Genomic DNA, 25,427 nt, shown 5'->3' on the forward strand with positions numbered 1-25,427 from the left:
GGGTCTGATCGGGAGTTCCTCACAAATGCGTCTCCGACTAGTGATCAAGGCGAGATTTCGGCCGACGCCGGACTGCGCGCGGATGACGTCAGAGGATGACGTCAGAGGCGTCCTCGGATGAGAAACTTGGCAGGTGGAGACTTCGGTGCCAGGGCGAGCCGAAACGCGGCTCCAGGCCAAAATACTTACGCGATTGCGTGACGCGGGCCCGCAATCCCGCATTCAGCTGTCGGAACACTTCGAAGTGTCACGTACGACGATCGGGGCGGAACTCGGCCGGCTTACGGCGCTGAAACTCGTCGAGGAAATCGGACCGGCCGCGTCTCGTGGAGGGCGCAGGTCGACCGTCATCGATCTGGCCGGCCGGGTGCGGTTCGTCGGCATCGTCATCGGCGCGACCTCGGTGTCCGCCGCGATCACCGACGGCAGGCTGCGCGTCCTCGCGTTCGAACGCACGCAATGCGATGTGCGTCAGGGCCCCGAGCCCGTGCTCGAACTCGCCATGGAACAGAGCCGGGCGCTGCTCCAGAAATTGGGCGTGGACAAGCCGATGGGCGTCGGTGTCGGTGTGCCCGGACCGGTGGACTTCTCCCGCGGTATCCCGGTGTCGCCACCGATCATGCCGGGGTGGGACGGTTATCCGGTCCGCGATGTCATCGGCGGGCGGTTCGACTGCCCGGTCTTACTGGACAACGACGTCAATGTAATGGCCTTGGGCGAACAACACGCCGGCTCGGCGAGCACCGCCGAGAACTTCCTGTACGTGAAGGTCGGCTCGGGCATCGGCTGCGGAATCGTGGCCAAGGGTGAGCTCTATCGCGGCATGGACGGGTGCGCGGGGGATATCGGGCACATACCGGTCACCGGCTCCGACGAGATCTGCGCGTGCGGCAACACGGGATGCCTGGAGGCGTCCTTCGGCGGTGACGCGCTGGCGCGACAGGCGCTCGCCGCGGCCAGGTCCGGGCGCTCGCCCCTGCTCAAGGAGTTCCTCGAACGCGACGGCACGCTGACCGCCGCGCAGGTGGGAGAGGCGGTCGCCGCCGGTGACGCGGCGTCCGTCCAGATGGTGCGCGACGGCGGACGGCGCGTGGGCGAGGTGCTGGCGGGCCTGGTGTCGTTCTTCAACCCGAGCCTCATCGTGCTGGGCGGTGGCCTCACGCAACTGGGTCACATCCTCCTCGCGGAGATCCGCGGCGCGATCTACCGCCGTTCGCTGCCTCTCGCCACCAGGAACCTGCCGATCGCGATGAGCGATCTCGGCCCGCAGGCCGGCGTCATCGGCGCGGCCAGGCTCGTGAGTGAGGAGGTCTACGGCTTCTCCCGGTGATCGACGCCGGCCTCGGGGGTCCGCTCCCGCCGAGATCCGCTGCGCACGGGATTGCATGATCATGCATTCCCGTGTATATATTCTACTCGTGTCCAAGGTGCTCACTTCTCTGCCTGTCGGCGAGCGTGTCGGGATCGCCTTCTCCGGTGGCCTCGACACTTCGGTAGCGGTCGCGTGGATGCGGGAGAAGGGTGCAGTGCCGTGCACCTACACCGCCGAAATCGGCCAGTACGACGAACCTGACATCGCCTCGGTGCCGGGGCGTGCCACCGCGTACGGCGCGGAGATCTCCCGGCTGGTCGACTGCCGGGCGGCCCTGGTCGAGGAGGGGCTCGCGGCTCTGGCCTGCGGGGCCTTCCACATCAGGTCCGGCGGCCGCACGTACTTCAACACCACCCCGCTCGGGCGGGCCGTCACCGGCACCCTGCTGGTGCGCGCGATGCTCGAAGACGGGGTGCAGATCTGGGGAGACGGCTCCACCTTCAAGGGCAACGACATCGAGCGGTTCTACCGTTACGGTCTGCTCGCCAACCCCTCCCTGCGGATCTACAAGCCGTGGCTGGACGCCGACTTCGTCAACGAGCTCGGCGGGCGCAAGGAGATGTCCGAGTGGCTGCTCGCGCACGGGCTGCCCTACCGGGACAGTGTGGAGAAGGCCTACTCCACCGACGCGAACATCTGGGGCGCCACTCACGAGGCCAAGTCTCTTGAGCACCTCGACACGGGCATCGAGATCGTCGAGCCCATCATGGGTGTGCGTTTCTGGGACCCCTCCGTCGAGATCGCGACCGAGGACGTCACGATCGGCTTCGAGCAGGGACGTCCGGTGACGATCAACGGCAAGGAGTTCCCCTCCGCCGTCGATCTGGTGCTGGAGGCCAACGCCATCGGCGGCCGTCACGGCCTGGGCATGTCCGACCAGATCGAGAACCGGATCATCGAGGCCAAGAGCCGGGGCATCTACGAGGCGCCGGGCATGGCCCTGCTGCACGCGGCCTACGAGCGGCTGGTCAACGCGATCCACAACGAGGACACCCTCGCCAGCTACCACATCGAGGGGCGGCGGCTGGGCCGGCTGCTCTACGAGGGCCGCTGGCTGGACCCGCAGGCGCTGATGCTGCGCGAGTCGCTGCAGCGCTGGGTCGGCATGGCGGTCACCGGCGAGGTGACCCTGCGGCTGCGGCGTGGTGAGGACTACTCCGTGCTGGACACGTCCGGGCCCGCGTTCAGCTACCACCCGGACAAGCTCTCCATGGAGCGCACCGAAGACTCCGCCTTCGGTCCGGTGGACCGCATCGGGCAGCTGACGATGCGCAACCTCGACATCGCCGACTCCCGCTCCAAACTGGAGCAGTACGCCAGGCTCGGCATGGTCGGCAGCCAGCAGCCGGCGCTGATCGGAGCCGCCCAGGCGGCGTCGACCGGGCTGATCGGCGCGATGCCCGAGGGCGGAGCCGAGGCGATCGCCTCTCGCGGCGAGGTCTCCACCGAGGAGGAGCTCCTCGACCAGGCCGCCATGGAGCTCGGCACCGACTGACCATGCCACCGACTGATCACGCCACTGACTGATCACAGGACCGACCGACCACGGCTCAGGCCGGTACGGCCGGACTTGACGTCCTCCTCGATGCGTATGCGGGACACCGAGCCCGCACCCGCATCAGGAGGACGTCGTGGCGTTCGGGATCTTCGAGGACTCACCACGACTGGGGCGCCCGGTGCCGCCGGACGCCCCTTCGCCGTACGGGGACCGGGTGCGAGACATCCGGCAGCCGGGCCCGGGGGCGTGCGGGATCCCGGGGCCCGGATCAGCCGGATCGGGAACGTCCGGCAGTCCGGTCGGGGACGAGCCCCGGAAGCACCGGGGAAGCCAGGTGGGGACGTGCCGGGCCGGGAACGTCTGGCAGTCTGGCCGGGGACGAGCCCCGGAAGCACCGGGGAAGCCAGGTGGGGACGTGCCGGGCCGGGAACGGCCGGGCGCCTCTTCGCCGTACGGAGACCGGGAGCTGGGAGCGGCCGGGTGCCCCTTCGACTTACGGAAACCGGGCCGGGGACACCGGGGAGCCGGGTCAGGTGTGGGCGCGGGGAGTGAGGAGCTCGGTGATCCGGGTGAACCCGTCGGCGCCGTGGCCCTGTGCGATGACGCGGCGGGCCCAGCCTTGGGCCGCGCGCATCACGCTCGCGTCGATGCCGTGGGCCTCGGAGGTCTCGATGATGTGGGCGATGGACGAGGCCGCCGAGGTGATCGGGTTGCCCTCGCCGGAGAAGCCGCCGCTGTCCACTTCCGCCGCCGCCTCCTCGAAGATCGGCGGCAGGATCGCGCCGATGCCCTTGGCGAACGGCGCCAGCTCCCGCGCTTTGACCCCTTCGGCCCGTGCCACCGCCAGCGCGTGCGCGTAGCCCGCCATCGCGGTCCAGAAGACGTCGAGCAGCGCGATGTCGTAGGCCGCCGCCCGGCCGATGTCCTCGCCGAGATGGGTGTGCGTGCCGCCGAGGGCCTCCAGGAGCGGCCGGTGCCGCCGGTAGAGCTCCTCCGGGCCGCTGTGCAGGAACGCCGCGGCCGGGGTGCCGATGGTCGTGGTCGGCGTCATGATCGCGCCGTCGAGATATCCGATGCCGTGCTCGGTGGCCCAGGCCGCGGTGCTCCGGGCGCGGCCTGGCGTGTCGGCGGTCAGGTTCACGAGGGTGCGTCCCCGGAGCGCGCCGGCGACAGCGTCACGCCGTACGACGGCGTCCGCGGCGTCGTAGTTCACCACGCAGATCACGGTCACCTCGCTCGCGGCGACCGCCGACTCCGGCGTGGGGGCGCTGTACGCGCCACGCTCGGTCAACTGCTGGTCTTTGCCCGGCGTCCGGTTCCAGACCGTGGTGCGGATGCCGGCGTCCAGGAAGGCCCCGGCCAAGGCGCGGCCCATCGGTCCCAGACCGAGCACGGTGACGGCAGACTGGTGGACGTGCTGGCTCATGTCTCGACTCCTGCATGCATGACAGCGATAGCGCTGAACGGGATGGAAAGATGACGCGTAGCCGCGCCGAAGACCCGAACGTCTGCGGGGTCACCGCCGCGATCGCGGTGATCGACGGCAAGTGGAAGACGATCCTGCTCTGGCTGCTGGAATCCGCTCCGCGTCGTCCCGGCGAGCTGCTCCGGCGGCTGCCGGGCCTCACCGAGAAGGTGCTGACTCAGACGCTCAGGGAAATGGAATCCGACGGGCTGGTGCACCGTGAGGTGTACGACGGCCGCCCGCTGAAGACGGTGTACTCACTGACCGATTTCGGTCGTGACCTCTCCGAGGCGCTGGCGCCGCTGTCCGACTGGGGACATCGCCGCCTGGAGAAGCTGGCCCGGGAGACGCCGTCCGGGGAAGTGCCGTCTGGGGATTGGCCGTCTGGAAAGACGGAGGCGCAGGCAGGGCCTCTCCCGGTCTCCTGAGACATCGCCGTCACCCCCGTTCTCGCCTGGACTCAGGCGGCCTTCCGGCTGCCCGCAACCAAGCTTCACGCCGCCCGTCCCGGCCCGACAAGTACCCACAAAAAGGTGGGTAGGCCGCGAAGCCCTGCACAGGACGCCGTTCTCCGTCCAGTGCATACGTTTCCGTTGTCCGGGTAGCCCGGCCCTTGTCCGCGACGGCGAGATCGACCGCCGGAGGGGGAAGATCGGTGGCACAGCGGATCGAGGACTACGGCCTGCTCGACGACCTTTGGCGGGCGACCTGCACACGGCGGCCCCGGCATGGCGGCCTCCACACGGCGGCCCGGACACGACGGCCCTTGCGCGGCGACCCGGACACGGCGGCCTCCACACGGCGGCCTCCACACGGCGGCCCTTGCGCGGCGGCCCGGACACGGCGGCCCTTGTGCGGCGGCCTGCACACGGCCGCCGGACACGGCGAGCCGCGCAGGGCGGCCCTGATGGGACGCGATGAGTCGATCAACCTACGCTGGTTCCGAGGCGGCTGCCGGGCACGTCGCGCACGGCCGCGAACACGTTGGAGGTGAGCGCTGATGCGCGCTCTCACCGTCATCCCGTCGCAGAAGGACTCCCTGGCCGTCACCGACGTCCCCGAGCCGGAGCCGGGCGAGGGTGACCTGCTCGTCGAGGGTCTCGCCGTCGGCGTGTGCGGCACGGACAAGGAGATCGCCGCCGGGGAGTACGGCTGGGCCCCGCCCGGCCGCGACCGCCTGGTCATCGGCCACGAGTCGCTGGGCAGGGTGCGGCAGGCGCCGTCCGGCAGCGGCTTCGCCCCGGGGGATCTCGTGGTCGGAGTGGTCCGGCGGCCCGACCCGGTGCCGTGCGGCGCCTGCGCGCACGGGCAGTTCGACATGTGCCGCAACGGCCGTTACACCGAGCGCGGCATCAAGGAACTGGACGGATATGCCGGCCAGAGCTGGGTGGTCGAGCCCGGATACGCCGTCCGGCTGGATCCCCGGCTGGCCGACGTCGGAATGCTCCTCGAACCGACCAGCGTCGTCGCCAAGGCGTGGGACGAGGTGGAGAAGGTCGGTGCCCGGGCCTGGTTCGCGCCGAAGACCGCGCTGGTCACCGGCGCGGGGCCGATCGGCCTGCTCGCGGCGCTGCTCGGCGTGCAGCGCGGGCTGGAGGTGCACGTCCTCGACCGGGTCACGGACGGCCCCAAACCGGCCCTCGTACGGGACCTCGGCGCGGTCTACCACGCCGGGGACGCCGGAGAGGTCGCCGCGAAGGTGAGCCCCGACGTGGTGATCGAGGCGACCGGCGCAGGACCGGTCATCTTCGCCGTGGCCGCCAACACCGCGCCGTACGGCATCGTCTGTCTGACCGGCGTCTCCTCGGCCGGGCGCCGGATCACGCTCGACGCGGGCGGCCTCAACCGCGACATCGTGCTACAGAACGACGTGCTCATCGGCTCGGTCAACGCCAACCTCGGCCACTATGCCGGCGCGGCCGACGCCCTGGCCAGGGCCGACCTCGCCTGGCTGAACCGGCTGATCAGCCGCAGGGTGCCGCTGGAGGCGTTCCACGACGCCTTCACCGCCGGGCCGCAGGACGTCAAGGTCGTCATCGAGCTGTGACGGCTCCGCCGTTCACACCAGGAAGATCAGCATGGCGGTGAGGCCGAGGGTCACCGCTATGAAGCCCCCCGTCCTGGGCTGCCGGGCGGCCTCCCGGCGGGAGGAGACCACCAGCAGGGCGCCCACGCCGAGCGCCGCCACGAGGTGCAGGCCGTACCAGACGGGAATGGGCACCCTGGCCAGGAAGGTGCCGGAGAGCAGGTCGTCGGTGGACCCGTAGCCGCCGAGTGCGGCGACCGCGGCCAGGCCCAGCACCGGGAGCGCATACCGGAACCGGCCGAGCAGGGCCCAGACGACGGCCCCCAGGCCGAGCAGGATCGCGCAGCGATGGTGCAGTTGCCGCGCGAGCAGGCCGCGTTCGTCGAAGCCGATGTCGAGGATCGAGTGGTAGGCGGCGCTCATCTGCACCCCGCGCAGCGGCTCGTAGTCGCCGGTGTAGGAGACCATTTCGCCGCTGGGCACGTAGGAGAACGCCAGCACGCCACCGGTGATCAGGAAGGCCGCGAAAAGGTAGACGAGGATCTCACCCATCGCCTGCCTCGTCCGATTCACTGGCATATTTCAGCACATGCGTACGCCCCAGGCGGGCGGAACCAGACAGACCGCCGTACGTCTTCCGGGTCGTGAACGGAACCGGGCCGAGCACGTCGAGCCACTCGGCGAACTCGTGGACGAAGGAGCTACAGGTACGTCCGCGTACGACCGGCCCGGTCGCGGAACATCCACCAGTTCCAGACCTGGGAAAGCACCATCAGCGGCACCATGACCGCGGCGAAGACCGTCAGAATCCGCAGGGTGCCCGCATCCGCCATCGCCTCCGCCAGCCGCAGGCCGGTGCCGGAGGTGCCGGGGGCGCCGGAGGTGACCAGCGCGAAGGGGTGCAGGCCCGCACCGAGTGCCACGACGGGCAGGGCGGCCGCACACGAGGTCGCGGCGAAGGCACGGCCCGTACGGCCCGCGCGCAGCAGAGCCGCCCCGGTGAGGAGCACGACCACAAGGGCCCCGCCCGTCGCGAGGGCGGGCCACGGGTTGACGAGGGCGTGCCGCGCCGAGGAGAGGAAGCCGGTGACGAGGACGGCCGCCGCCGCCACGGCCGCCACGAGCAGGGCGCGGCAGCCGGCCCGCGCGGCCCGCGCGCCCGGCGCGCCGCCGGTTCGCCAGGCCAGGAAGGCCGCCCCGTGCGCGAGGAACACCGCCGTGGTCGTGGCGCCGCACAGCAGCACGAAGGGGTGGAGCAGGTCGGCCGGTCCGATCGAGAAGACGTTCCGGGCGTCCAGCGGCACCCCGGCGAGGAGGCGGCCGGTCACGAGCCCCCACCCCACGGCGGGCACCAGCCCGCCCAGGAAGATCAACCCATCCCAGAGCCGGCGTGCCGTGGCGCTCCGGTGGCGGCTGCGCAACTGTACGGCGGTGTTGCCGACGACGATGCCGACCAGGATCGCCGCGAACGGGAAGTACATCCCGGACAGCAGCCGCCCTTCCAGCAAGGGGAAGGCGCCGAACAGCACGCCCGCCGCGGCCACCAGCCAGACCTCGTTGCCGAGGAAGAACGGGCCGAAGGCGTTGAGCAGCGCGCGCCGCTCGCGGTCGTCGCGGCCGAGCCGGGGAGCGAGCATCTGCACGCCGTAGTCGAAGCCGGCCAGGACGAAATAACCGGCGAGCAGCAGCCCGAGCAGGGCCGGCCACACGAGTCCGAAAGTCACGAGGGCTCCTGTTTCACAAAGCGAGCGACGAGGCGGGCCGCTCCGGCTGCCCGTCGCCGGGTGCGCCCCCCAGGTCGGTGCCTGCCGGGCCGCGGCGGGCGTACCGGACGATCAGCGCCACATCGGCGACCGCAAGCGCGAGGAACACCCCGCAGAACAGGATCAGGGACGCCGTCATCGAGCCGACGGGCGACCGCGCGGCGGCCGTTGTGAGCTCGCCGTACACCGCCCACGGCTGGCGCCCCACCTCGCGCAGCAGCCATCCGCCGAGCGCGGCGACGAAGGGCAGGGGGACGGCGACCAGCATCAGGTAGGCCGCCGGGCGGAACCGGAGGTACCAGTCCCGGTAGAGCAGGACGAGGGCCACGACGATCAGCAGGAAGATCAGATAGCCGACGTCCTGCATGACGTCGAAGGCGGTGGCGATCCAGGCGGGCGGCCGGTAGTCGCCCGCGCCGAACCGCTGCACCAGGTGCGCCTGCACGTCCTCGACGCGCAGGGAGCCGAGGTCGTCGATGTGGCCCTGCAGGGTCGCCGCCTTCATCGGCTGGGTGTCCACGAGCGTCGGGATCTGCACGAACCCGTAGTAGAGCGCCACGAACGCCGCGGGCGTGGCCACGAACAGACCGAGCCGCAGCGAGGCGCGGAAGAACTCCCGCTCCGCCGTGCGCTTGAGGAAGTGGTAGGAGCTCACCCCCGCCACGAACACTCCACCGGTCATCAGCGCGGCGGTGGCCGCGTGCACCAGCGCGTTGATCGCGTTGGGGTTGGTGAGCAGGGCGCCGAAGTCGGTGAGGTAGGCGACGCCGCCGCGCACTTCGTGCCCCACCGGGTGCTGCAGGAAGCCGTTGGCCACCATGATCCAGTACGCCGAGGCGTACGCGGTGAGGGTGACCAGCCAGATCAGCGTGACGTGCACCGCCTTGGGCAGCTTCCCCCAGCCGAAGATCCACATGCCCAGGAAGGTGGACTCGGCGAAGAAGGCGACGATCGTCTCCAGTGCGAGCGGAGCGCCGAAGACGTTGCCGGCGTACTCGGCCAGCCCGCTCCAGGCCAGCCCGAACTGGAACTCCATGACCAGGCCGGTGACGACGCCCAGTGCGTAGTTCACGACGTAGATCTGTCCCCAGAACCGGGTCATGCGCTCCAGGAGCGGTGCGCCCCGGAGGGCGTGCCGGGTGTGCATCACCGCGATCAACGGGGCGAGGCCGAGGGTGAGCATGACGAACAGCCAGTGGAAGCCGGCCGTCGTCGCGAACTGGAGGCGTGCCAGCGTCTCGTCCGTCACCGGTGTCCGCCCGTCGTCGACGTTCGCCCGTCACCGGCGGCGAGAGGACCGGGGCATGGGGGGTGCGACAAATCAGCCCTTTTCTCGCAAAGTCCGCAAGAGTGGACGGATCATATCCTTCTCGTGGCAGGTGCTGGGGGCAGCGGGCCGCATCAGGACGACGCGGGTGCCGTCCCCGCGGAGCGGAACAGGGTGCCGTCGAGCGTCATCGTGAGGCAGCGGGTCGGCTCGTCGGCCGACATGGCCGCGATGGGGCCGCCGGCCAGGACATACCGGCTGAACGTGACCCCGATGAGGTGCGCGCCTCGGGGTCGCGCACCGTTTTTTCGCACATTCGGCTCATGCCCGCGTCGTTCGGGCTCAGCGGCGGAGCCGGGTCACGGTGGCGTACAGGGCCAGGGAGAGGGCCGCCCAGCTCAGGGTGGCGGTCGTGAGGGACAGCCACAGCGGCCAGGCGGTCACGGTGAGCGCGACGACGACGGCGAAGCCGATCAGGCCGATGGCGCCGAAGGTCGCACCCCCCACGTCCTGTACGGCCTGGCGCACGCCCTCCTCCTTGGCGACGAGGGTGACGCTCGCCAGCAGGATCGCCGGGAACGCGAGGAAGAGCCCGCCCGCGCGCGGGCCGGCCAGCACGGACACCACCCCGGCGAGCGCCGACACTCCCACGCCGAACGCGAACCGGACCGCCCAGTCCCGCTTGGGCGGCCGCCGCAGCTCGCTGAGCCGCAGCCGCACCTCTTGCTCGTTCTCAGGAGGCCGCTCGTCTTCAGCAGGTCGCTCGTCTTCACAAGGTCGCTCGTCTTCAGCAGGTCGCCGGCCTTCGTAAGGTCGCCCGTCGCCGGCAACCGGGCCGTCATCGGCCATCCGGCCGTCCGCGCCGTCATCGGAGGGCCGCTCGTCATCCGAAGACCGCCGGTCGCCGGGTGCCGGGCCGTCGTCTCGGCGGGCGCTCATGACGGGTGCGCCGGTGGCGGGGCGAGGTCCAGTGCCGTCGGTTGGGGGCGTGGACCGGGGACCGCCGTCGTCCGGACGCCGAGCAGGCCCTGCGGCGCCAGGGCGTACCCGGCGGCCACGACGACGCCCCAGACGGCGAGCGCGGCCAGCGCCCCCCGCCAGGCGCCCCACCTGCGCAGCAGAGGAGCGGCGATCAAGCAATAGAGGGTGAACCCGACCGCGCCGATCTGCATGCCCTGAGCCGAGGCGAGGACGTCGGGCACACCGGTGATGGCGGCGGTGACGATGAGGCTGGCCAGGGCCACCGAAGGGGCGGCGCAGAACACCCCGGCGAGCCGTTTCGGCGTCAGCATCTCGGCCAGCGCCGCGAAGGCCAGCACGAAGACGCCCCCGGCCAGCGCCTTCACGACGACCTCCACGATCTGGCCGGTCATCTCGCTCACCCCGCGCCCCCTCCCCCGGAGCCGACACAGATGGATCGGGGGGCGCCGCTCGCCGGTTGAACCGCGTTGATTTCCGGCGCGAGTGTGCCCGAAACCCCCGGCGTGGACCGCGTACAGAGCGCGTCAATACTCGGTGCGAACCCGTATGAAAGCCGTCAAGAGCGTCCAACTGCCACCGATTCGGGACTTTGCTTGTGCTGAGACCGTCAACGGTCCACCGGTCCCGTACGCCGAGCTGCAGGCTCCTAGAGTGACCAGGGAACGGGGGCGGGACGTACGCGGGGTGCGGGCGCTGATCGCGGCCGCGCACACGACCGGCCGCGCGCCGGGCTTCCTGGGGAGCCCGGCGTGACCGTGCTCGAACTCAATCCGGCCCTCGACAGGGAGAGGTGATCGGCCATGCCACGCGGGCGGCTGCGGATCTACCTCGGCGCGGCACCCGGGGTCGGGAAGACGTACGCCATGCTGTGCGAGGGCCACCGCCGCGGCGAACGCGGCACGGACGTCGTGGTCGGCCTGGTGGAGACCCACGGCCGCGCTCGCACCGCGGAGCTGCTGGAGGGGCTGGAGATCGTCCCCCGCAGGACCGTGACGTACCGGGGTGCGGCCTTCACCGAGCTGGACGTCGACGCGGTGATCGCCCGGCGCCCGAGCGTCGCCCTGGTCGACGAGTTGGCGCACACCAACGCGCCGGGCTCGCGCAACGCCAAGCGCTGGCAGGACATCGACGACCTGCTCGACGCCGGGATCGACGTGATCTCCACGGTCAACATCCAGCACCTGGAGTCGGTCAACGACGTCGTCCAGCACATCACCGGCATTCCGCAGCGCGAGACCGTGCCCGACGAGGTCGTACGGCGGGCCGACCAGGTCGAGCTGGTCGACATGGCTCCTGAGGCGCTGCGGCGGCGGCTCGCGCACGGCAACGTGTATCTGCCGGAGAAGGTGGACGCCGCGCTCGCCAACTATTTCCGCGTCGGCAACCTCACCGCGCTGCGCGAGCTGGCCCTGCTGTGGCTCGCCGACGAGGTGGACGAGCAGCTCGACCGCTACCGGGCCGAGCACGGCATCGCCGACACGTGGGAGGCGCGCGAGCGGGTCGTCGTCGCGCTGACCGGGGGACCGGAGGGCGACACCCTCGTCCGGCGCGCGGCCCGCATCGCCGCCCGCACCAAGGGCGCCGACCTGCTCGCCGTTCACGTCACCCGGGCGGACGGGCTCGCCTCCGGGGGCGACCCGGCGCTGCTGGCGCGCCAGCGCGCCCTCGTGGAGAGCATGGGCGGCACCTATCACCAGGTCGTCGGCGACGACATCCCCCGCGCGCTGCTCGACTTCGCCCGCGGCGTCAACGCCACCCAGCTCGTGCTCGGCGCCTCCCGGCGCGGCCGGATCGCGCAGATCTTCGGCCGAGGGGTGGGCGTCGAGACGACCGCCAGGTCGGGCTCGATCGACGTCCACATGATCACGCACGAGCAGGTCAAGAAGGGACGGGAGGGCCCGCAGCGGTCGCGGGCGGCCCTCACCCGGCGGCGCAGGCTGACGGGGTGGGCCGTCGCGCTCACCGGCCTGCCGCTGCTCACCGCCGTCCTGCTGCCCTTCCGGGACACACTGTCGCTGCCGAGCTTCATCCTGCTGTTCCTGACCACCGTCGTGGGCGTGGCACTGATCGGCGGCATGTGGCCGGCGATCACGGCGGCGGTCGCCGGATCACTGCTGATCAACTTCTTCTTCACCCCGCCGACGCACACGCTGACGATCGCCGACCCGGAGAACCTCTTCGCCCTGGCCGTCTTCGTCGTCGTCGCGGCGGCGGTCAGCATGATCGTGGACGTGGCGGCCCGCCGTACGCGGGAGGCGGCCCGCGCAGGGGCGGACGCCGAGATCCTGTCCGCGCTGGCCGGGCACGTGCTGCGCGGCGAGGGAGCCGTGCCGTCCCTGCTCGCGCGTACGCGGGAGACGTTCGGCCTGGTCTCGGTCACCCTGCTGGAACGGCGGCCCGAGGCGGGACAGGGGCCGGACGACCGGTCCGACCCCGCCTCGTGGCGGATCGTCGCCACCTCGGGGGGAGAGCCGTGCACCTGCCCGGACGCCGCGGGCACCGACGTGGACATCGACGGCGACCTCGTGCTCGCCGCGCGCGGTCGGCTGCTCGACGCCTCCGAGCGCCGCGTCATCGAGGCGTTCGCCGCGCAGATGGCCGTCGCCCTGCGGCAGGAACGGCTGGAGGAGGAGGCCGGGCAGGCCAGGCCGCTCGCGGAGGCCGACCGGATGCGCACCGCGCTGCTCGCGGCGGTCAGCCACGACCTGCGCACCCCGCTGGCCGCGGCGAAGGCATCCGTGGAGAGTCTGCGCGCCACCGACGTCGAGTGGTCCCCGGAGGACCGCGCCGAGCTGCTGGAGGCCGCGGACGAGTCGCTGGCCAGACTCGACCGCCTGGTGGCCAACCTGCTCGACATGAGCCGCCTGCAGGCCGGGGTGCTCGGCGTGGCCGCCCAGCCGGTCGCCGTCGAGGAGGTCGTGCCCCGGGCGGTGGACGACCTCGGGCCGCTCGCCGCCGAGGTGAAGATCGACATCCCGCACGACCTCCCCGAGGTCGTCGCCGATCCGGCGCTGCTGGAGCGGGTGCTCGCCAACCTCGTCGGCAACGCCGTCCGCTACACCCCCGCAGGAGAGAACGTGCTCGTCACCGCCAGCAGATACGGAGACCGGGCCGAGATCCGGATAATCGACCGCGGGCCCGGTGTGCCGCGCGACGCCTACGACCGGATCTTCCTGCCCTTCCAGCGGCTGGGCGACCGGGACAACCACAGCGGCGTCGGGCTGGGCCTGGCCCTGGCGCGCGGACTGACCGAGGCGATGGGAGGCCGGTTGTCACCCGACGAGACACCCGGGGGAGGGCTCACCATGATCCTGACCCTGCCCGTCGCCGTACACCTCCACGACCTGCGTGAGAGCCCCGCGGATCTGGGGGGTGCGGCGTCATGAGCCGGATCCTCGTCGTCGACGACGAGCCGCAGATCCTCCGCGCGCTGCGGATCAACCTGGCGGCGCGCGGGTATGAGGTCGCCGTCGCGGCGGACGGCGGCTCCGCGTTGCGCGAGGCCGCGGACCGGCGTCCCGACCTGATCGTGCTGGACCTCGGGCTGCCCGACATGGACGGAGTCGACGTCATCCACGGCGTACGCGGCTGGAGCAGCGTGCCGATCATCGTGCTGTCGGGACGCAGCGGCAACCAGGACAAGATCGACGCGCTGGACGCCGGGGCGGACGACTACGTCACCAAGCCCTTCGGGGTGGACGAGCTGCTGGCCCGCGTACGCGCGGTGACCCGGCGCACCGGCTCCCGGGAGAGCGAGCCCGCCCGTGTGAGCATCGGGGAGCACGTGATCGACCTCGCCGAGAAGACCGTTTCCGGCGACGTACGGCTGACCCCGACCGAATGGCACATCCTCGAACTGCTCGTGCGCAATCCCGGCAAGCTGATCAGCCAGCGGCAGCTGCTGCGCGAGGTGTGGGGCACGCAGTACGTCAAGGAGACGCATTACCTGCGGCAGTACATGGCTCAGCTCCGGCGCAAGCTGGAGAAGGATCCCGCCCACCCCGTCCACCTGATCACCGAGCCCGGCATGGGCTACCGCTTCACCTCCTGACGGCCGCACTTCCGCTGCCATCCTTCGAGCGCTCCGGCACGCGTCGTGGGACGGCGCTTAGCGGCAGGACGCCTCGGGACGGCGTCCTGCGGACGGCTCGAAACGGGCGTTGGGAAAGTGCGTCGAGGGACGGGGTCGAGGGCGCGGAACTGTCGGTCGGGTCCGGAAGAATCACTCTCATCATGACCACCACCGCGCTGCCCACGTCCGCGCCGCCCGTCGCCGCGCGGACCATCACTGCGCCGCCCCCGCCCGTCCCGGCCACCGTTGCCGCGCCGCCCGTTGCCGCGCCGCCCGTTGCCGCGCCGCCCGTTGCCGCGCCGGCCGAGGCGTCGGCACGTGCCCTGCCGGTCGAGCTCATCGACGGCCCGGGAGGGAGGCTCTACCTGCTGCCCTTCGCACCGCTCACCCCCGACGACTGCGAGGCCTTGTCCGTGCTCCTCGCCGCCCGCGCCGCCGCCGTACGCAGGAAGGAGTCCGCCACGCCCCAGCCCGAGTAGACCCGGCCTGCGCGCTCCAAGGGGGTGTGTGGTGCGGATCACATCAGGTGCGTGTCACGTATGGGCGGGCCGCTTCCATCTGCTGGTCGTCAACGGTTCGGACGAGGAGACGGAACGATGAGCGCACAGCACGAAGCCGGGGCGGCGACCACCCACCGAGTGGTGATCCTCGGGGCGGGATACGCGGGCCTGTCCGCGGCGATCCAGCTCGGGACGAGGGTCAAGCCGGGCGGCAACGTTCGGGTGACCCTGGTGAACGCGCAGGAGCGGTTCACCGAGCGGCTGCGGCTGCACATGACGGCGAGCGGGCAGCGGCTCGCCGAGCTGAGCATCCCCGAGCTGCTGGAGGGCACGGCCGCGCACTTCGAGCGCGGGTGGGTGACGGCGGTGGACGTGAACGCGAAGACCGTGCGGATCGACGACGAACGCGTCCTGCCCTACGACACGCTCGTGTACGCGCTGGGCGGCGTGGCCGACACGGCGGCGGTCCCGGGAGTCGAGGACCACGCCTACACCCTGAACACCGCCCAGGACGCCGAGGTGCTGGCCGACCGGCTGTCGGGGCTCGGCAGCGGCACGGTGGTGGTCGTCGGCAGCGGGCTGACCGGTGTCGAGTCGGCCGCGGAGATCGCCGAGCGGCACCCGGAGCTGCGCGTCGTGCTGCTGGGCCGCGGCGAACCCGGTGCGGCCATGAACCCGAAGGCCAGGGCTTATGTGCGGGCCGCGCTCGACCGCCTGAAGGTGCAGGTGCGCAGCGGAGTCGAGGTGGTGAAGGTGCTGCCCGGCATGGTCAAGCTGGCCGGCGGGGAGAGCGTGCCGGCCGACGCCGTCCTGTGGACGAGCGGCACGCGGGTGTCGCCGCTGGCGTCCGCCGCCGGGCTGACCGTCGACGACCACGGCCGGGTCGTCACCGACGCCGCGCTGCGGTCGGTGTCCCACCCCGAGGTGTACGCCGTGGGTGACGCGGCGGCGATCCGTCAGGGCTACGGCGTCATGCACGGCACCTGCCAGGGCGGCATGCCGACCGGTGTGCACGCCGCGCTGTCGATCCTCCGGACGCTGAAGGGCAAGCGGCCCAAGCCGTTCCGCTTCGGCTATTACCACACGCCGGTCAGCCTGGGCCGGAACGACGCGGTCGTGCAGTTCACCCACCCCGACGACAGCCCCCGGCGGCTGTATCTGACGGGCCGCGTCGCCATGCGATACAAGGAGACGGTGACCGCAGCACCATGGCCCACGTGGGGCCGCATGAAGAAGATGCCCGCCTCGGGCGCGTTCTGGCCCCGCGGTGGCCGCTTCACCCGCGTGCGGGAGGCGTGATGACCGAGCTCCCCGGCGTGGCCGAGCCCTCCGGCATGACCGGGCCTCCCGACATGCCCCAGCCTCCCGGCGTGAGCGAGACTCCTGGCATGACCGGGCCTCCCGGCGTGGCCGAGCTCTCCGGCATGGGCCTGCCTCCCGGTATGACCCGGCGTCCCGGCATCACGCAGCCTGGCGACCTCGACCAGCAGGTGTTCGTGCAGCATCGCAACCTGCTGTTCTCGGTGGCCTACCGCATCCTCGGCTCCGCGGCCGACGCCGAGGACGCGGTCCAGGACGCCTGGCTCAACTGGTCGGCGGCCGACCGTTCGCAGGTGGCCGACCCGAAGGCGTACCTGACGCGGATCGTGTCGAACGTGGCGCTGGAGCGCTTGCGCTCCACGCAGCGCAAGCGTGAGGCCTACGTGGGGCCGTGGCTGCCGGAGCCCATCCTGACCAGCGCAGACACCGCCGAGACCATCGCCGACGCCGATTCGGTGTCGATGGCGATGCTCGTGGTGCTTGAGACGCTGAGCCCGCTTGAGCGCGCGGTGTTCGTGCTCAAGGAGGTCTTCGACTTCAGCCACGCCGAGATCGCGGAGGCGGTCGAGCGTTCCGAGGCCGCCGTACGGCAGGCCGCGCACCGCGCCCGCGAGCACGTGGCGGCCCGGCGGCCGCGCTTCGCGGCGGACCGGTCGCGGCAGCGTCAGGTCACCGAGCGGTTCTTCGCCGCCGCGACCGGCGGTGACATGAATGCTTTGATGGAGCTGCTGTCCCCGGACGTCACCCTGTGGACGGACGGCGGCGGCAAGGTACGCCAGGCCCTGCGCCCGGTCATCGGCGCGGCGACGGTGGCCGCCTGGTTCGCCTCCATCGGCACGGTCAGCTACCAGGGCGTCGAGCCCGCAGACATGAACGCCGAGCTCGTCGAGATCAACGGCGGTCCCGGCATCGTCTTCGGCGCCCCGGGTCGCGTGATCGCCACCGTCACCTTCGATTTCGACACCGACGGCCGGATCACCACCATCCACAACGTGGCCAACCCGGACAAGCTCCAGGCGGTCGCGGATGGCACTCCCCGCAATCTCGGGACGCGGTGAGCCCCGCGTGAGGGTGGCCGCTCAGGACACGCAGCAGGTGGAGCAGACCTCGGCGTCCGGCAGCGTGACCCACAGGCAGCACGTGCGGCGGCGATATCCGTCGCCGTCGGGCGTTAGCAGTCCGGCCACCGGCGGCCCGATCTCGTCCAGCAGGCGGGCCGCCTCGGCGTACGGACCGATCGTGAGCAGCGGGTGGGCGAACGCCTCCGCGGTCGAGCCCCACAGGGTGCGCTCGCCCACCTTGGTCAGGGTGCCGAGCGCCCTGACGAACGGATACTGGCTCTCCAGGAGCGCCTCCCTGATGGCCGCCGCGAGGTCGGGCACGACGACGGTGCCCTCGGCTCCGGCCAGCGGGTCGCCGGGGAGCACGGCCACGGTCACCCGCGACGCCGCCACCGTCACCCCCGCGGCGGACGGCCTGACCAGCGTGTCCTCCAGGCGCATCAGCGGCACCCGGCGGCCGAGACCCCAGCCCAGGGCCATCGGCATCGTGTGCCAGTAGCCGTAGGTCTTCCACAGCAGCGCCGCCGCCACGTGACGCGGCGCGCTCCAGCGTGCGGCCGTCTCGTCCACCAGCGCGAGCAGTCCCTCGTACGGCTCTCGCACCAGGGCGGCGGCAGGGGTCCAGCCGGGGGAGTCGTCGGCGACCAGCCCGGGCAGCACCCCCAGCACGCCGCCGCGCTCCGCCGCGAGGCCTTCCAGATGGCTGGAAAGGGTGTCGAGCAGCACTCCGCACTCCTTGGTCTCAGTGGTGGTCATCGGTGGTGGTCTCTGGCGAGGAAGAGCAGCCGGGCCCGCTTGTCCGGCAGGTCGATCTCGGGCCCGAGCGTGAAGCCGGTCCGCAGCATCCGGTCGATCACCTTGTCGTTGCGGGTGTCCGGCTCGGCGACGATCCGGGTGTGGCGCGGGTCGGCGAACACGTACGCCAGGAGCACGGACAGCAGGGCGGGGGTGAAGCCGCGCTCGCCCTTCCCCGTCGCCGGCCCGACGAGCAGGTGGACGCCGAAGTCGCCCGGCTGGACGTCGTAGCACTCCCCGACCGGGTCGGCCTCCGGCTCGTATGTCTGGAAGAGCGCCACCGGCCGGTCGTCGCGGCACACGAGATAGGCGTGATGGGTGGCGAGGCCATCCAGATAGTCGTAGATCTCCAGCACCCGCTCGCGGCTCGCGTCGAGCATGCCCCAGAACCGGGCCCGCTCCTCGGTGACCCAGGAGTGGATGAGATCGGCGTCGGCCGGCGGGTCCACCGGCACGATGCGGAAGGTGCCGAACCCCTCGACCGTCTGTTCCCACACGGCCGCACGCCGTGCGGGGGCCGTGGTGTGCGCCTCAGTCGTCATGCCGCTCCTCGATGAGTAGGTCCCAGTCGGTGATCACCGGTGCGAGTTCACCGCGCAGCCACAGCGGGTGCTGGTCACGCCAATGGGGGTCGCCGGGCACGCCGCTCGCGCCGAACGGCACGATCCACAGGCTCCCGTCGCGCCGCGCGAGGTCCCACACGTAGCGCGCCGCCGGGCCCCGGGCGAAGTGATGGGTGACGCCCGGCACGCTCGACGTGGACAGCACGCAGTCGTGGTCCCCCGGCACGCCCGCCTCCCCCGGCACCGCGTCGTCCACAGAGCCCTGGCTTTCCACACGGCCCGTGTCCACAGAGCCCGCGCCTTCCACAGAACCCGCGCATGCGTCGTCCACAGAAGCCGGGTCGTCCACACGGCTCGTGTCCACCGGGCTCGCGCCTTCCACAGAACCCGCGCATGCGTCGTCCACAGAAGCCGGGTCGTCCACACGGCCCGTGTCCACCGGGCTCGCGCCTTCCACAGAACCCGCGCATGCGTTGTCCACAGAGCCTGGGTTGTCCACAGAAGACTGCAGGGCGCGCCAGGGGGCGAGGCGGTGCAGGTCGCCCCACCGGACGCCGGCGAGCTCGTCGCGTGCCGCCACCTCCTCCAGCGCCGCCCGGGCCAGCTCCGCAAGGGCCGCCCGGTCCAGCCCGGGCAGCACGTCGGTCGTCAGCAGGCTCTCCAGCGCGTACGCGACACGGGGGGTCAGCGCGAGCCACGGCCGGAAGACCTCGGGCGCCTCCGCGTCCACCCCGGCCAGGCATGCCAGGGCGGGGTGGGCCGCCAGGCGGCGCACCACCTCGGCGCGGACCTCCGCGTACGCCGCCGCGTCGATGCTGGCGACGTCCATGCGCCGGTCCCAGGCCGCCAGCCGGTCCCGCAGGCGTACGGCCTCGGGACTGAGCCCGCCCAGGCCGTCCAGCCCGGCCAGTCCGTCCAGCCCGGCCAGTCCGTCCAGCCCGGCCTGCCCGCGCAGCAGGTCGAGGAGAGGGCCGGCGCTCGGCAGCAGGGTGTCGGTGTGGACGGACGCCATGTCCGCGGCCGACCAGCGCGGCGAACCGTCGAGCAGCCGCCGGATCCGGTCGGCGCGGTGGCGCGGTGCGAACTCGACGCCGAGCGGCGCGGCGATCCCCCGCTCGTTGGCCATGACGGTGATGCCGGAGATCTCGCGGCGGGGCAGCGGCGCGTAGTCGCCGCTCCACTCGTGGCCGGGCTCCCAGGCGGGCACGGCCCGCAGCCCGTTGTCCGGATGACGGACGGGCACCACCCCGGCGACGCGGTGCAGGAGGCCGCCGGAGGTGTCGGCGGCGAGCACGACGTTGACGGGCTCGGCCCAGTGGTCGAGCGCCCGGTCCACGTCGGCCACCGTCTTCGCCCGCAGCAGCGACGGCAGCGCCGCGAACCCCAGGTCATGGCGCACCCGGGGCGGATAGCGCAGGCTCACCGCCTCCCACACACCGCCCGGAAAGCCACGCGGAAAGCCACGCGCGTGATCCGGACCTTCCGCGGTCGCCGGTCCCCCCTCGCCCACTTCCGGCCCGGGCCCGGCGTGCATGACGACCGGGCCGCGCTCGGTCTCGACGACCTCGACCTCGACCGGGGCCTCCCCCGCCACCTCGATGGTCTCGACGTGGGCGGCGCAGGGACGCCAGCCGTCCGGTCCCAGCGCCTCGACGCCGCCGTCCCGCCGCCGGAGCCGCTCGCGGTAGAGGTCCTGGTAGTCGGCCATGGCGTTGGTGATCGCCCAGGCGACCGAGCCGGCGTGCCCGAAATGGGCGATGCCCGGAACGCCTGGCACGGCCAGCCCGATCACGTCGAACTCGGGACAGGCCAGACGAATCTGCTGATAGAAGCCGGGGTCCTCGATGAAGCGATGAGGATCGCCCGCGATCAGAGCCGCGCCGGTGGTGGTGCGATCGGCGGGGACCAGCCAGCCGTTGCTCCCGCCGCTGCCCGGCCCGTCGGCCGCGAACACCGCGACCGCCTCGGGACCCAGCCGCTCGGCCACCGCCGCGCGCCACAGCTTGGCCGGAAAATGCGCGAAGAGGATGTGGTGCGACAGCCAGATCGCCATCGGCGTCCACGGCTCCCACCGGCCCGGCGTGAGCCCCGCGGCCGTCCCCTCCCGCGACGCCGCGAACTCCGGAGCCCGGCGTGCTCCCGCGGGCATCTCCTCCCGCGCGCACTCCTGAGCCTGGCGCGTTCCCGCGGCCGTCTCCTCCCGCGCGCACTCCTGAGCCTGGCGCGTTCCCGCGGCCGTCTCCTCCCGCGCGGACTCCGGATTCCGGCGCGTTCCCGCGGCCGTCCCCTCCCGTGACGCGGTGAACTCGGGAGCCCGGCGTACCCCCGCAGCAAGCCCCGCGTTGACGCCGTCCACGTAGGCGCGCACCCAGCGCGCCGTGTCGTCGTCCAGGGCGTCCAGGGCGCGCAGGCAGTGCTCGGCGGTGTCCGCCAGCCGGGCCTGCCGGGCGAAGCGGTCCCATGCGACGGCGTCCGGACCGAGGATCGCCGCCGACGTGCCGGTCGCCCGGCGCCGCTCGACCTCGATCTGCCAGGCCCGGTCGATCGCCGTGACACGTCCCTGCGCGAAGGCCAGCTCGTACGGATCGCCCGCGCGCAGGTGGGGAATGCCCCAGGCGTCCCGATAGAGCCCGTTCGGCGTGGTCATCGCGTGGCCGTACGGCGGCGGGCGGCGGGGACGACCAGCGGTGTGCCGGTCTCGGGGTCGTCGATCACCCGGCAGGGCAGCCGGAAGACCTCCTCCACCAGGTCGGCCGTCATGACCTCGCCCGGCGTCCCGGCGGCCACGACCCGGCCGTCGCGCATCGCGATCAGATGAGTGGCGTAGCGGGCGGCGTGGTTGAGGTCGTGGAGCACCGCCACGAGCGTGCGTCCGCGCTCCTCGTGCAGCCGGGCGCACAGGTCGAGCACCTCGATCTGGTGGGCGATGTCCAGATAGGTCGTCGGCTCGTCCAGGAGCAGCAGCGGCGTCTCCTGCGCCAGCGCCATCGCGATCCACACGCGCTGGCGCTGCCCGCCGGACAGTTCGTCGACCAGGCGTCCGGCCAGGTCGGCGACCCCGGTGGCCTCCATCGACGCGTGCACCACCCGCTCGTCGTCGGACGACCACTGGCGCAGCAGCCGCTGGTGGGGATAGCGCCCGCGGCCGACGAGTTCGGCGACCGTGATGCCGTCCGGCGCGACGGACGTCTGGGGCAGCAGGCCGAGGGTCCTGGCGACCTTCCTGGCGGGCAGGGCGGAGATGTCCCGCCCGTCCAGCAGCACGCTGCCCGCGGCGGGCCGGAGCGTGCGCGCCAGCGCCCGCAGCAGCGTGGACTTGCCACAGGCGTTGGGCCCGATGATCACGGTGAACGACCGGTCGGGGATGACGACGTCGAGACCCTCGGCCACGACCCTCTTGTCGTACGAGAGGGTGAGCGCGCTGCCGCGCAGGCGCGGCCCGTCCTCCTGCATGCCTGCCATCACGTTTCCGTCCACGATCGTGCCGGTCATATCCGTCCCGCCTTCCGCTGGGCGGCGAGCAGCCAGACGAGGTAGCCGCCGCCGAGCACCCCCGTCACCACCCCGACCGGAAGCTGGTGGCCGGCGAACAGCCGCTGCGCGGCCAGGTCGGCGCCGGTCAGCAGCGCCGCGCCGGTGCACGTCGCGGCGAGCAGGTTGGGCCCGGGCGCCCCGGTCATCCGCCTCGCCAGGTGGGGGGCGGTGAGCGCGACGAACGACACGGGCCCGGCGGCCGCCGCCGCGAGCGAGGTGAGCAGCACGGCCGCCGCCACCAGGGTCAGCCGCAGTCCCTGGACGCGTACGCCGAGGCCACGCGCCAGGTCGTCGCCCATCTCCGTCATGGCCAGCGGGCGGGCGCAGCCGATCAGCACCACCGGCGCGAGCACGGCCATCGCGGCGAGCAGCGGGAGGACGTCCTCCCAGCCGCGCCCGTCGAGGCTGCCGGTGAGCCACAGCATGGCCCGCGCCGCCTCCATCAGCCGTCCCCGGGTCAGCAGATAGCCGTTGACGCCGGTGAGGATCGCGGTGGCGCCGATGCCCACCAGCACGAGGCGGTGGCCGTGCAGTCCGCCGCGCCAGGCCAGCGCGTAGATGACCGCGCCGGTGACGACGCCGCCGAGCACCGCGCCGCCCGCGAGCGCCGCGCTGCTCCCGCCCGTGACGACCACGAGCAGCGCCCCCGCCGCCGAGCCCTGGGTGAACCCGAGCAGGTCGGGGCTGCCCAGCGGGTTGCGTACGAGCGACTGGAAGACCGCCCCGGCCAGCGCGAGGGCGGCGCCGACGAGCAGCGCGGTGACCACGCGGGGCAGCCGGAGCTCCCACACGATGAACTCATCGGCCGGTGCGCCGCCGCCGAGGAGGGTGCGGACGACGTCGGAGGGGCTCATCGGATAGTCGCCGCCGCCCACCGCGAGCACGCCGAAGACGAGCGCGAGCAGCAGGCAGCCGGCTCCGACGGCGACGGCCCTCGGCCGCAGGGGGATGCCGCCGGCGACCCTGCGGACGGGCATGGGCCCGACGGCGGTCATGCGCGGACCTTCCTTCGCACGAAATACAGGAACAGCGGGCCGCCGAGCACCGCCGTGACGATGCCCGCCTGCAGCTCGCCCGGCCTGGCCACCAGCCGCCCGAGCACGTCGGCGCCGAGCAGCAGCACGGGCGCGAGCAGCGCGCAGCAGGGGAGCATCCAGCGCTGGTCGGGGCCGGTCAGCGCCCGCACGAGGTGCGGCACCATGAGCCCGACGAAGACGATCGGCCCGCAGGCCGCCGTCGCCGCCCCGCACAGCAGCGTCACCGCCACGATGGCGCCCGCACGCACCCGTGCGGGGTGCGCGCCGAGCGAGCGTGCCGAGTCGTCGCCGAGCGCGAGCGCGTTGAGCGGCCTGGCCAGGGCCAGCGCCGGCAGCAGGCCCGCCACGACGAACGGCGCCATCATGGCCGAGGTTTCGCCCTGTGCGCTCGCCAGCGAGCCGACCGTCCAGAAGCGCATGGTCTCCAGCGAGGCCGAGTCGAGCAGCATCGTCCCGTTCACGTACGAGTAGAGCGCGGCGTTGACGGCGGCTCCGGCGAGCGCCAGCCGCGCCGGGGTCGCCGCGCGCCCGCCGCCCACGGCGTAGACCAGCACGGACACGGCCGCCGCGCCGGCCAGCGCGAACCAGACGTAGCCCTGGAACGTCCCCACCCCGAAGATCCCGGCGGCCGTGGCGACCGCCGCGGAGGCGCCCGCGTTGATCCCCAGCAGGCCGGGGTCGGCGAGCGGGTTGCGGGTCAGCGCCTGCATGACGCCGCCCGCGACGCCCAGCGCGACTCCGGCGAGCAGCCCGAGCAGGGTGCGCGGCAGCCGCATCTGGTGGACGACCGTGTAGGCGGCCGAGCCGGGGTCGACGAGCCCGTGCCACACCTCGGCCGGGGAGAGCTGCCGGGCGCCGAGGCCGAGGCTGAGCACGAGCACGGCGGCCAGGGCGATCGCCGAGCCCAGCAGTGCCGCGGCGCGCCGGCCGTTTTCCGCGCGTTTTCGCGGCGGCCCCGCAGGCCCGCTGATCTGCGAGGACTCCATGACGACCACGGCCGGCTCCGGTGGGGGGCGTGGGGGCGATTTCGCTCACCCCTCTGGACAAGAACTTAGGTAAGGGTAACCTAACTACCGATCAACCCCAAAGACCCCCGGGTCAACGCAAGAGAAAGACGAACCGTGCGATACCTGAACTCCCCCATGCCCCGTCGCGGCTTCTTCGCGGCGGGCGGAGCGGCCGTACTCACCCTGGCGCTCGCCGCCTGCGGGTCGAGCGATCCGGCACCCTCCTCCGCAGGTCAGAGCGCGAAATCGTGGTCTTTCGTGGACGACAGGAAGGAGACCGTCACGGCCGCGGCCGTCCCGTCGCGGATCGTGGCGTTCACCGGGACGGCCGCCGCGCTCGTCGACTACGGGCTGCAGGACAAGATCGTCGGTGTCTTCGGCGAGACCAAGCGCGCCGACGGCTCGCCCGAGCCGCAGGCCGGCGACCTCGACGTGAACAAGGTCACGATCCTCGGCAACGTCTGGGGCGAGTTCAACATCGAGAAGTACGCCGCGCTGCGTCCCGACCTTCTCGTCACGCACATGTACGACCCCGGTGCCCTGTGGTATGTCCCCGACGAGAGCAAGGACAAGATCGTCAAGCTGGCCCCGACCGTGGCCGTCAGCGTGGCCCGGGTGCCGATGACCGAGCCGATCGAGCGGTACGCCGCCCTCGCCGAGTCGCTGGGCGCGGACCTCGGCGCACCGAAGGTCACCGAGGCCAAGGCCAGGTTCGAGGCCGCCGCCGAGAGCGTGCGCAAGGCGGTCGCCGACAACCCCGGCATCAAGGTGCTGGCCGCCTCCGGCAGCCCCGACGTGCTGTACGTCTCCAACCCCGAGGTCAACACCGACCTCATGTACTTCGCCCAGCTCGGGGTCGAGATCGTCAAGCCTGACAAGCCCGGTGACGGCGGCTACTACGAGAACCTGAGCTGGGAGAACGCCGACAAGTACGACGCCGATCTGATCCTGCTCGACAACCGCAGCACCGCGCTGCAGCCCAAGGACCTGACGTCGAAGCCGTCCTGGGCCAAGCTGCCCGCCGTCAAGGCAGGCCAGATCATCGGCTGGGACCCCGTGCCGCGCTTCTCGTACGCCGGAGCCGCCCCGATCCTGGAGGGCCTGGCGACGGCGATCAGGAACGCCGAGAAGCTCGGCTGACCCCACTCCGGAACCCGGGGACACGT

24 protein-coding genes are annotated in these 25,427 nt (G+C 72.2%); 11 read left to right on the forward strand and 13 right to left on the reverse strand.

Features of this window, described 5'->3' with window-relative positions; genetic code table 11:
* Positions 1 to 133 precede the first annotated feature (133 nt).
* Positions 134 to 1,330: an ROK family transcriptional regulator gene (locus OHB01_RS10330; protein WP_142650017.1), complete on the forward strand. Its 1,197-nt coding sequence runs from the start codon at positions 134 to 136 to the stop codon at positions 1,328 to 1,330.
* Positions 1,331 to 1,418: 88 nt separating this feature from the next.
* Positions 1,419 to 2,867: an argininosuccinate synthase gene (gene argG, locus OHB01_RS10335; protein ID WP_142650016.1), complete on the forward strand. Its 1,449-nt coding sequence runs from the start codon at positions 1,419 to 1,421 to the stop codon at positions 2,865 to 2,867.
* A gap of 532 nt (positions 2,868 to 3,399) precedes the next feature.
* Here argG and OHB01_RS10340 read toward each other — a convergent pair.
* Positions 3,400 to 4,296, reverse strand: coding sequence for an NAD(P)-dependent oxidoreductase (locus tag OHB01_RS10340; RefSeq protein WP_142650015.1), 897 nt, complete (start codon positions 4,294 to 4,296; stop codon positions 3,400 to 3,402).
* Between the two features lie 50 nt (positions 4,297 to 4,346).
* Between OHB01_RS10340 and OHB01_RS10345 the strand changes: the two genes are divergently transcribed.
* Positions 4,347 to 4,763, forward strand: coding sequence for a helix-turn-helix domain-containing protein (locus OHB01_RS10345; protein WP_328855261.1), 417 nt, complete (start codon positions 4,347 to 4,349; stop codon positions 4,761 to 4,763).
* Between the two features lie 572 nt (positions 4,764 to 5,335).
* Complete coding sequence (locus tag OHB01_RS10350; RefSeq protein ID WP_142650014.1) at positions 5,336 to 6,382, forward strand: glucose 1-dehydrogenase; 1,047 nt, start codon at positions 5,336 to 5,338, stop codon at positions 6,380 to 6,382.
* Between the two features lie 12 nt (positions 6,383 to 6,394).
* Here OHB01_RS10350 and OHB01_RS10355 read toward each other — a convergent pair whose 3' ends face one another.
* From OHB01_RS10355 to OHB01_RS10380, 6 genes are all read right to left on the reverse strand, one after another.
* Positions 6,395 to 6,913: a hypothetical protein gene (locus tag OHB01_RS10355; RefSeq protein ID WP_142650013.1), complete on the reverse strand. Its 519-nt coding sequence runs from the start codon at positions 6,911 to 6,913 to the stop codon at positions 6,395 to 6,397.
* A gap of 149 nt (positions 6,914 to 7,062) precedes the next feature.
* Entirely contained in the window at positions 7,063 to 8,085 is a 1,023-nt protein-coding gene (gene cydB / locus OHB01_RS10360) for a cytochrome d ubiquinol oxidase subunit II (RefSeq protein WP_328855262.1), read from the reverse strand.
* A gap of 13 nt (positions 8,086 to 8,098) precedes the next feature.
* Positions 8,099 to 9,373, reverse strand: a complete 1,275-nt coding sequence (locus OHB01_RS10365; protein WP_142650011.1) for a cytochrome ubiquinol oxidase subunit I — start codon at positions 9,371 to 9,373, stop codon at positions 8,099 to 8,101.
* A 152-nt stretch (positions 9,374 to 9,525) separates the two neighbouring features.
* Positions 9,526 to 9,705, reverse strand: a complete 180-nt coding sequence (locus OHB01_RS10370) for a hypothetical protein (RefSeq protein WP_142650010.1) — start codon at positions 9,703 to 9,705, stop codon at positions 9,526 to 9,528.
* A 28-nt stretch (positions 9,706 to 9,733) separates the two neighbouring features.
* Positions 9,734 to 10,111 carry a DUF3147 family protein gene (locus tag OHB01_RS10375; protein ID WP_168066259.1) on the reverse strand — a complete coding sequence of 126 codons (378 nt, stop codon included), beginning with the start codon at positions 10,109 to 10,111 and terminating at the stop codon, positions 9,734 to 9,736.
* Positions 10,112 to 10,326: 215 nt separating this feature from the next.
* Entirely contained in the window at positions 10,327 to 10,764 is a 438-nt protein-coding gene (locus OHB01_RS10380) for a DUF3147 family protein (protein WP_328855837.1), read from the reverse strand.
* 259 nt (positions 10,765 to 11,023) lie between these two features.
* Between OHB01_RS10380 and OHB01_RS10385 the strand changes: the two genes are divergently transcribed.
* The 6 genes from OHB01_RS10385 to OHB01_RS10410 all read left to right on the forward strand — a co-directional run bounded on the left by OHB01_RS10385 (position 11,024) and on the right by OHB01_RS10410 (position 17,322).
* Positions 11,024 to 11,125, forward strand: a complete 102-nt coding sequence (locus OHB01_RS10385) for a potassium-transporting ATPase subunit C (RefSeq protein ID WP_142650007.1) — start codon at positions 11,024 to 11,026, stop codon at positions 11,123 to 11,125.
* Between the two features lie 47 nt (positions 11,126 to 11,172).
* Positions 11,173 to 13,758: a sensor histidine kinase gene (locus OHB01_RS10390; protein ID WP_147943615.1), complete on the forward strand. Its 2,586-nt coding sequence runs from the start codon at positions 11,173 to 11,175 to the stop codon at positions 13,756 to 13,758.
* A complete protein-coding gene (locus OHB01_RS10395; RefSeq protein WP_142650005.1) occupies positions 13,755 to 14,423 on the forward strand; it encodes a response regulator in 669 nt (222 codons plus the stop codon). Before OHB01_RS10390 ends, OHB01_RS10395 begins: the two co-directional genes overlap by 4 nt.
* A 182-nt stretch (positions 14,424 to 14,605) precedes the next feature.
* The gene (locus OHB01_RS10400; protein ID WP_328855263.1) at positions 14,606 to 14,923 is read left to right on the forward strand and encodes a hypothetical protein; all 318 of its coding nucleotides are present in this window, start codon (positions 14,606 to 14,608) and stop codon (positions 14,921 to 14,923) included.
* A 117-nt stretch (positions 14,924 to 15,040) separates the two neighbouring features.
* A complete protein-coding gene (locus tag OHB01_RS10405) occupies positions 15,041 to 16,243 on the forward strand; it encodes an NAD(P)/FAD-dependent oxidoreductase (protein ID WP_328855264.1) in 1,203 nt (400 codons plus the stop codon).
* The gene (locus OHB01_RS10410) at positions 16,243 to 17,322 is read left to right on the forward strand and encodes an RNA polymerase sigma-70 factor (RefSeq protein WP_328855265.1); all 1,080 of its coding nucleotides are present in this window, start codon (positions 16,243 to 16,245) and stop codon (positions 17,320 to 17,322) included. The genes OHB01_RS10405 and OHB01_RS10410 overlap by 1 nt, the downstream gene beginning before the upstream one ends.
* A gap of 21 nt (positions 17,323 to 17,343) precedes the next feature.
* On the opposite strand, the gene OHB01_RS10415 is transcribed toward OHB01_RS10410, so the two are convergent.
* The 6 genes from OHB01_RS10415 to OHB01_RS10440 are packed head-to-tail and all read right to left on the reverse strand — an operon-like array spanning position 17,344 to position 24,240.
* Entirely contained in the window at positions 17,344 to 18,081 is a 738-nt protein-coding gene (locus OHB01_RS10415; RefSeq protein ID WP_328855266.1) for a (2Fe-2S)-binding protein, read from the reverse strand.
* The gene (locus OHB01_RS10420) at positions 18,078 to 18,662 is read right to left on the reverse strand and encodes a GNAT family N-acetyltransferase (RefSeq protein ID WP_142650001.1); all 585 of its coding nucleotides are present in this window, start codon (positions 18,660 to 18,662) and stop codon (positions 18,078 to 18,080) included. Before OHB01_RS10420 ends, OHB01_RS10415 begins: the two co-directional genes overlap by 4 nt.
* Entirely contained in the window at positions 18,652 to 21,330 is a 2,679-nt protein-coding gene (locus tag OHB01_RS10425; RefSeq protein ID WP_328855267.1) for a penicillin acylase family protein, read from the reverse strand. Before OHB01_RS10425 ends, OHB01_RS10420 begins: the two co-directional genes overlap by 11 nt.
* On the reverse strand, positions 21,327 to 22,136 hold the full coding sequence (locus tag OHB01_RS10430) for an ABC transporter ATP-binding protein (protein ID WP_142650078.1): 810 nt from the start codon (positions 22,134 to 22,136) through the stop codon (positions 21,327 to 21,329). The genes OHB01_RS10425 and OHB01_RS10430 overlap by 4 nt, the downstream gene beginning before the upstream one ends.
* Positions 22,137 to 22,171: 35 nt before the next feature.
* A complete protein-coding gene (locus OHB01_RS10435; protein WP_328708741.1) occupies positions 22,172 to 23,212 on the reverse strand; it encodes a FecCD family ABC transporter permease in 1,041 nt (346 codons plus the stop codon).
* Positions 23,209 to 24,240: a FecCD family ABC transporter permease gene (locus OHB01_RS10440; protein ID WP_142650076.1), complete on the reverse strand. Its 1,032-nt coding sequence runs from the start codon at positions 24,238 to 24,240 to the stop codon at positions 23,209 to 23,211. Before OHB01_RS10440 ends, OHB01_RS10435 begins: the two co-directional genes overlap by 4 nt.
* A 135-nt stretch (positions 24,241 to 24,375) precedes the next feature.
* Between OHB01_RS10440 and OHB01_RS10445 the strand changes: the two genes are divergently transcribed.
* Complete coding sequence (locus tag OHB01_RS10445) at positions 24,376 to 25,401, forward strand: ABC transporter substrate-binding protein (protein ID WP_221889972.1); 1,026 nt, start codon at positions 24,376 to 24,378, stop codon at positions 25,399 to 25,401.
* The last annotated feature ends 26 nt before the right edge of the window (positions 25,402 to 25,427 follow it).

The organism is Microbispora hainanensis (assembly GCF_036186745.1).
Taxonomy (GTDB): domain Bacteria; phylum Actinomycetota; class Actinomycetes; order Streptosporangiales; family Streptosporangiaceae; genus Microbispora.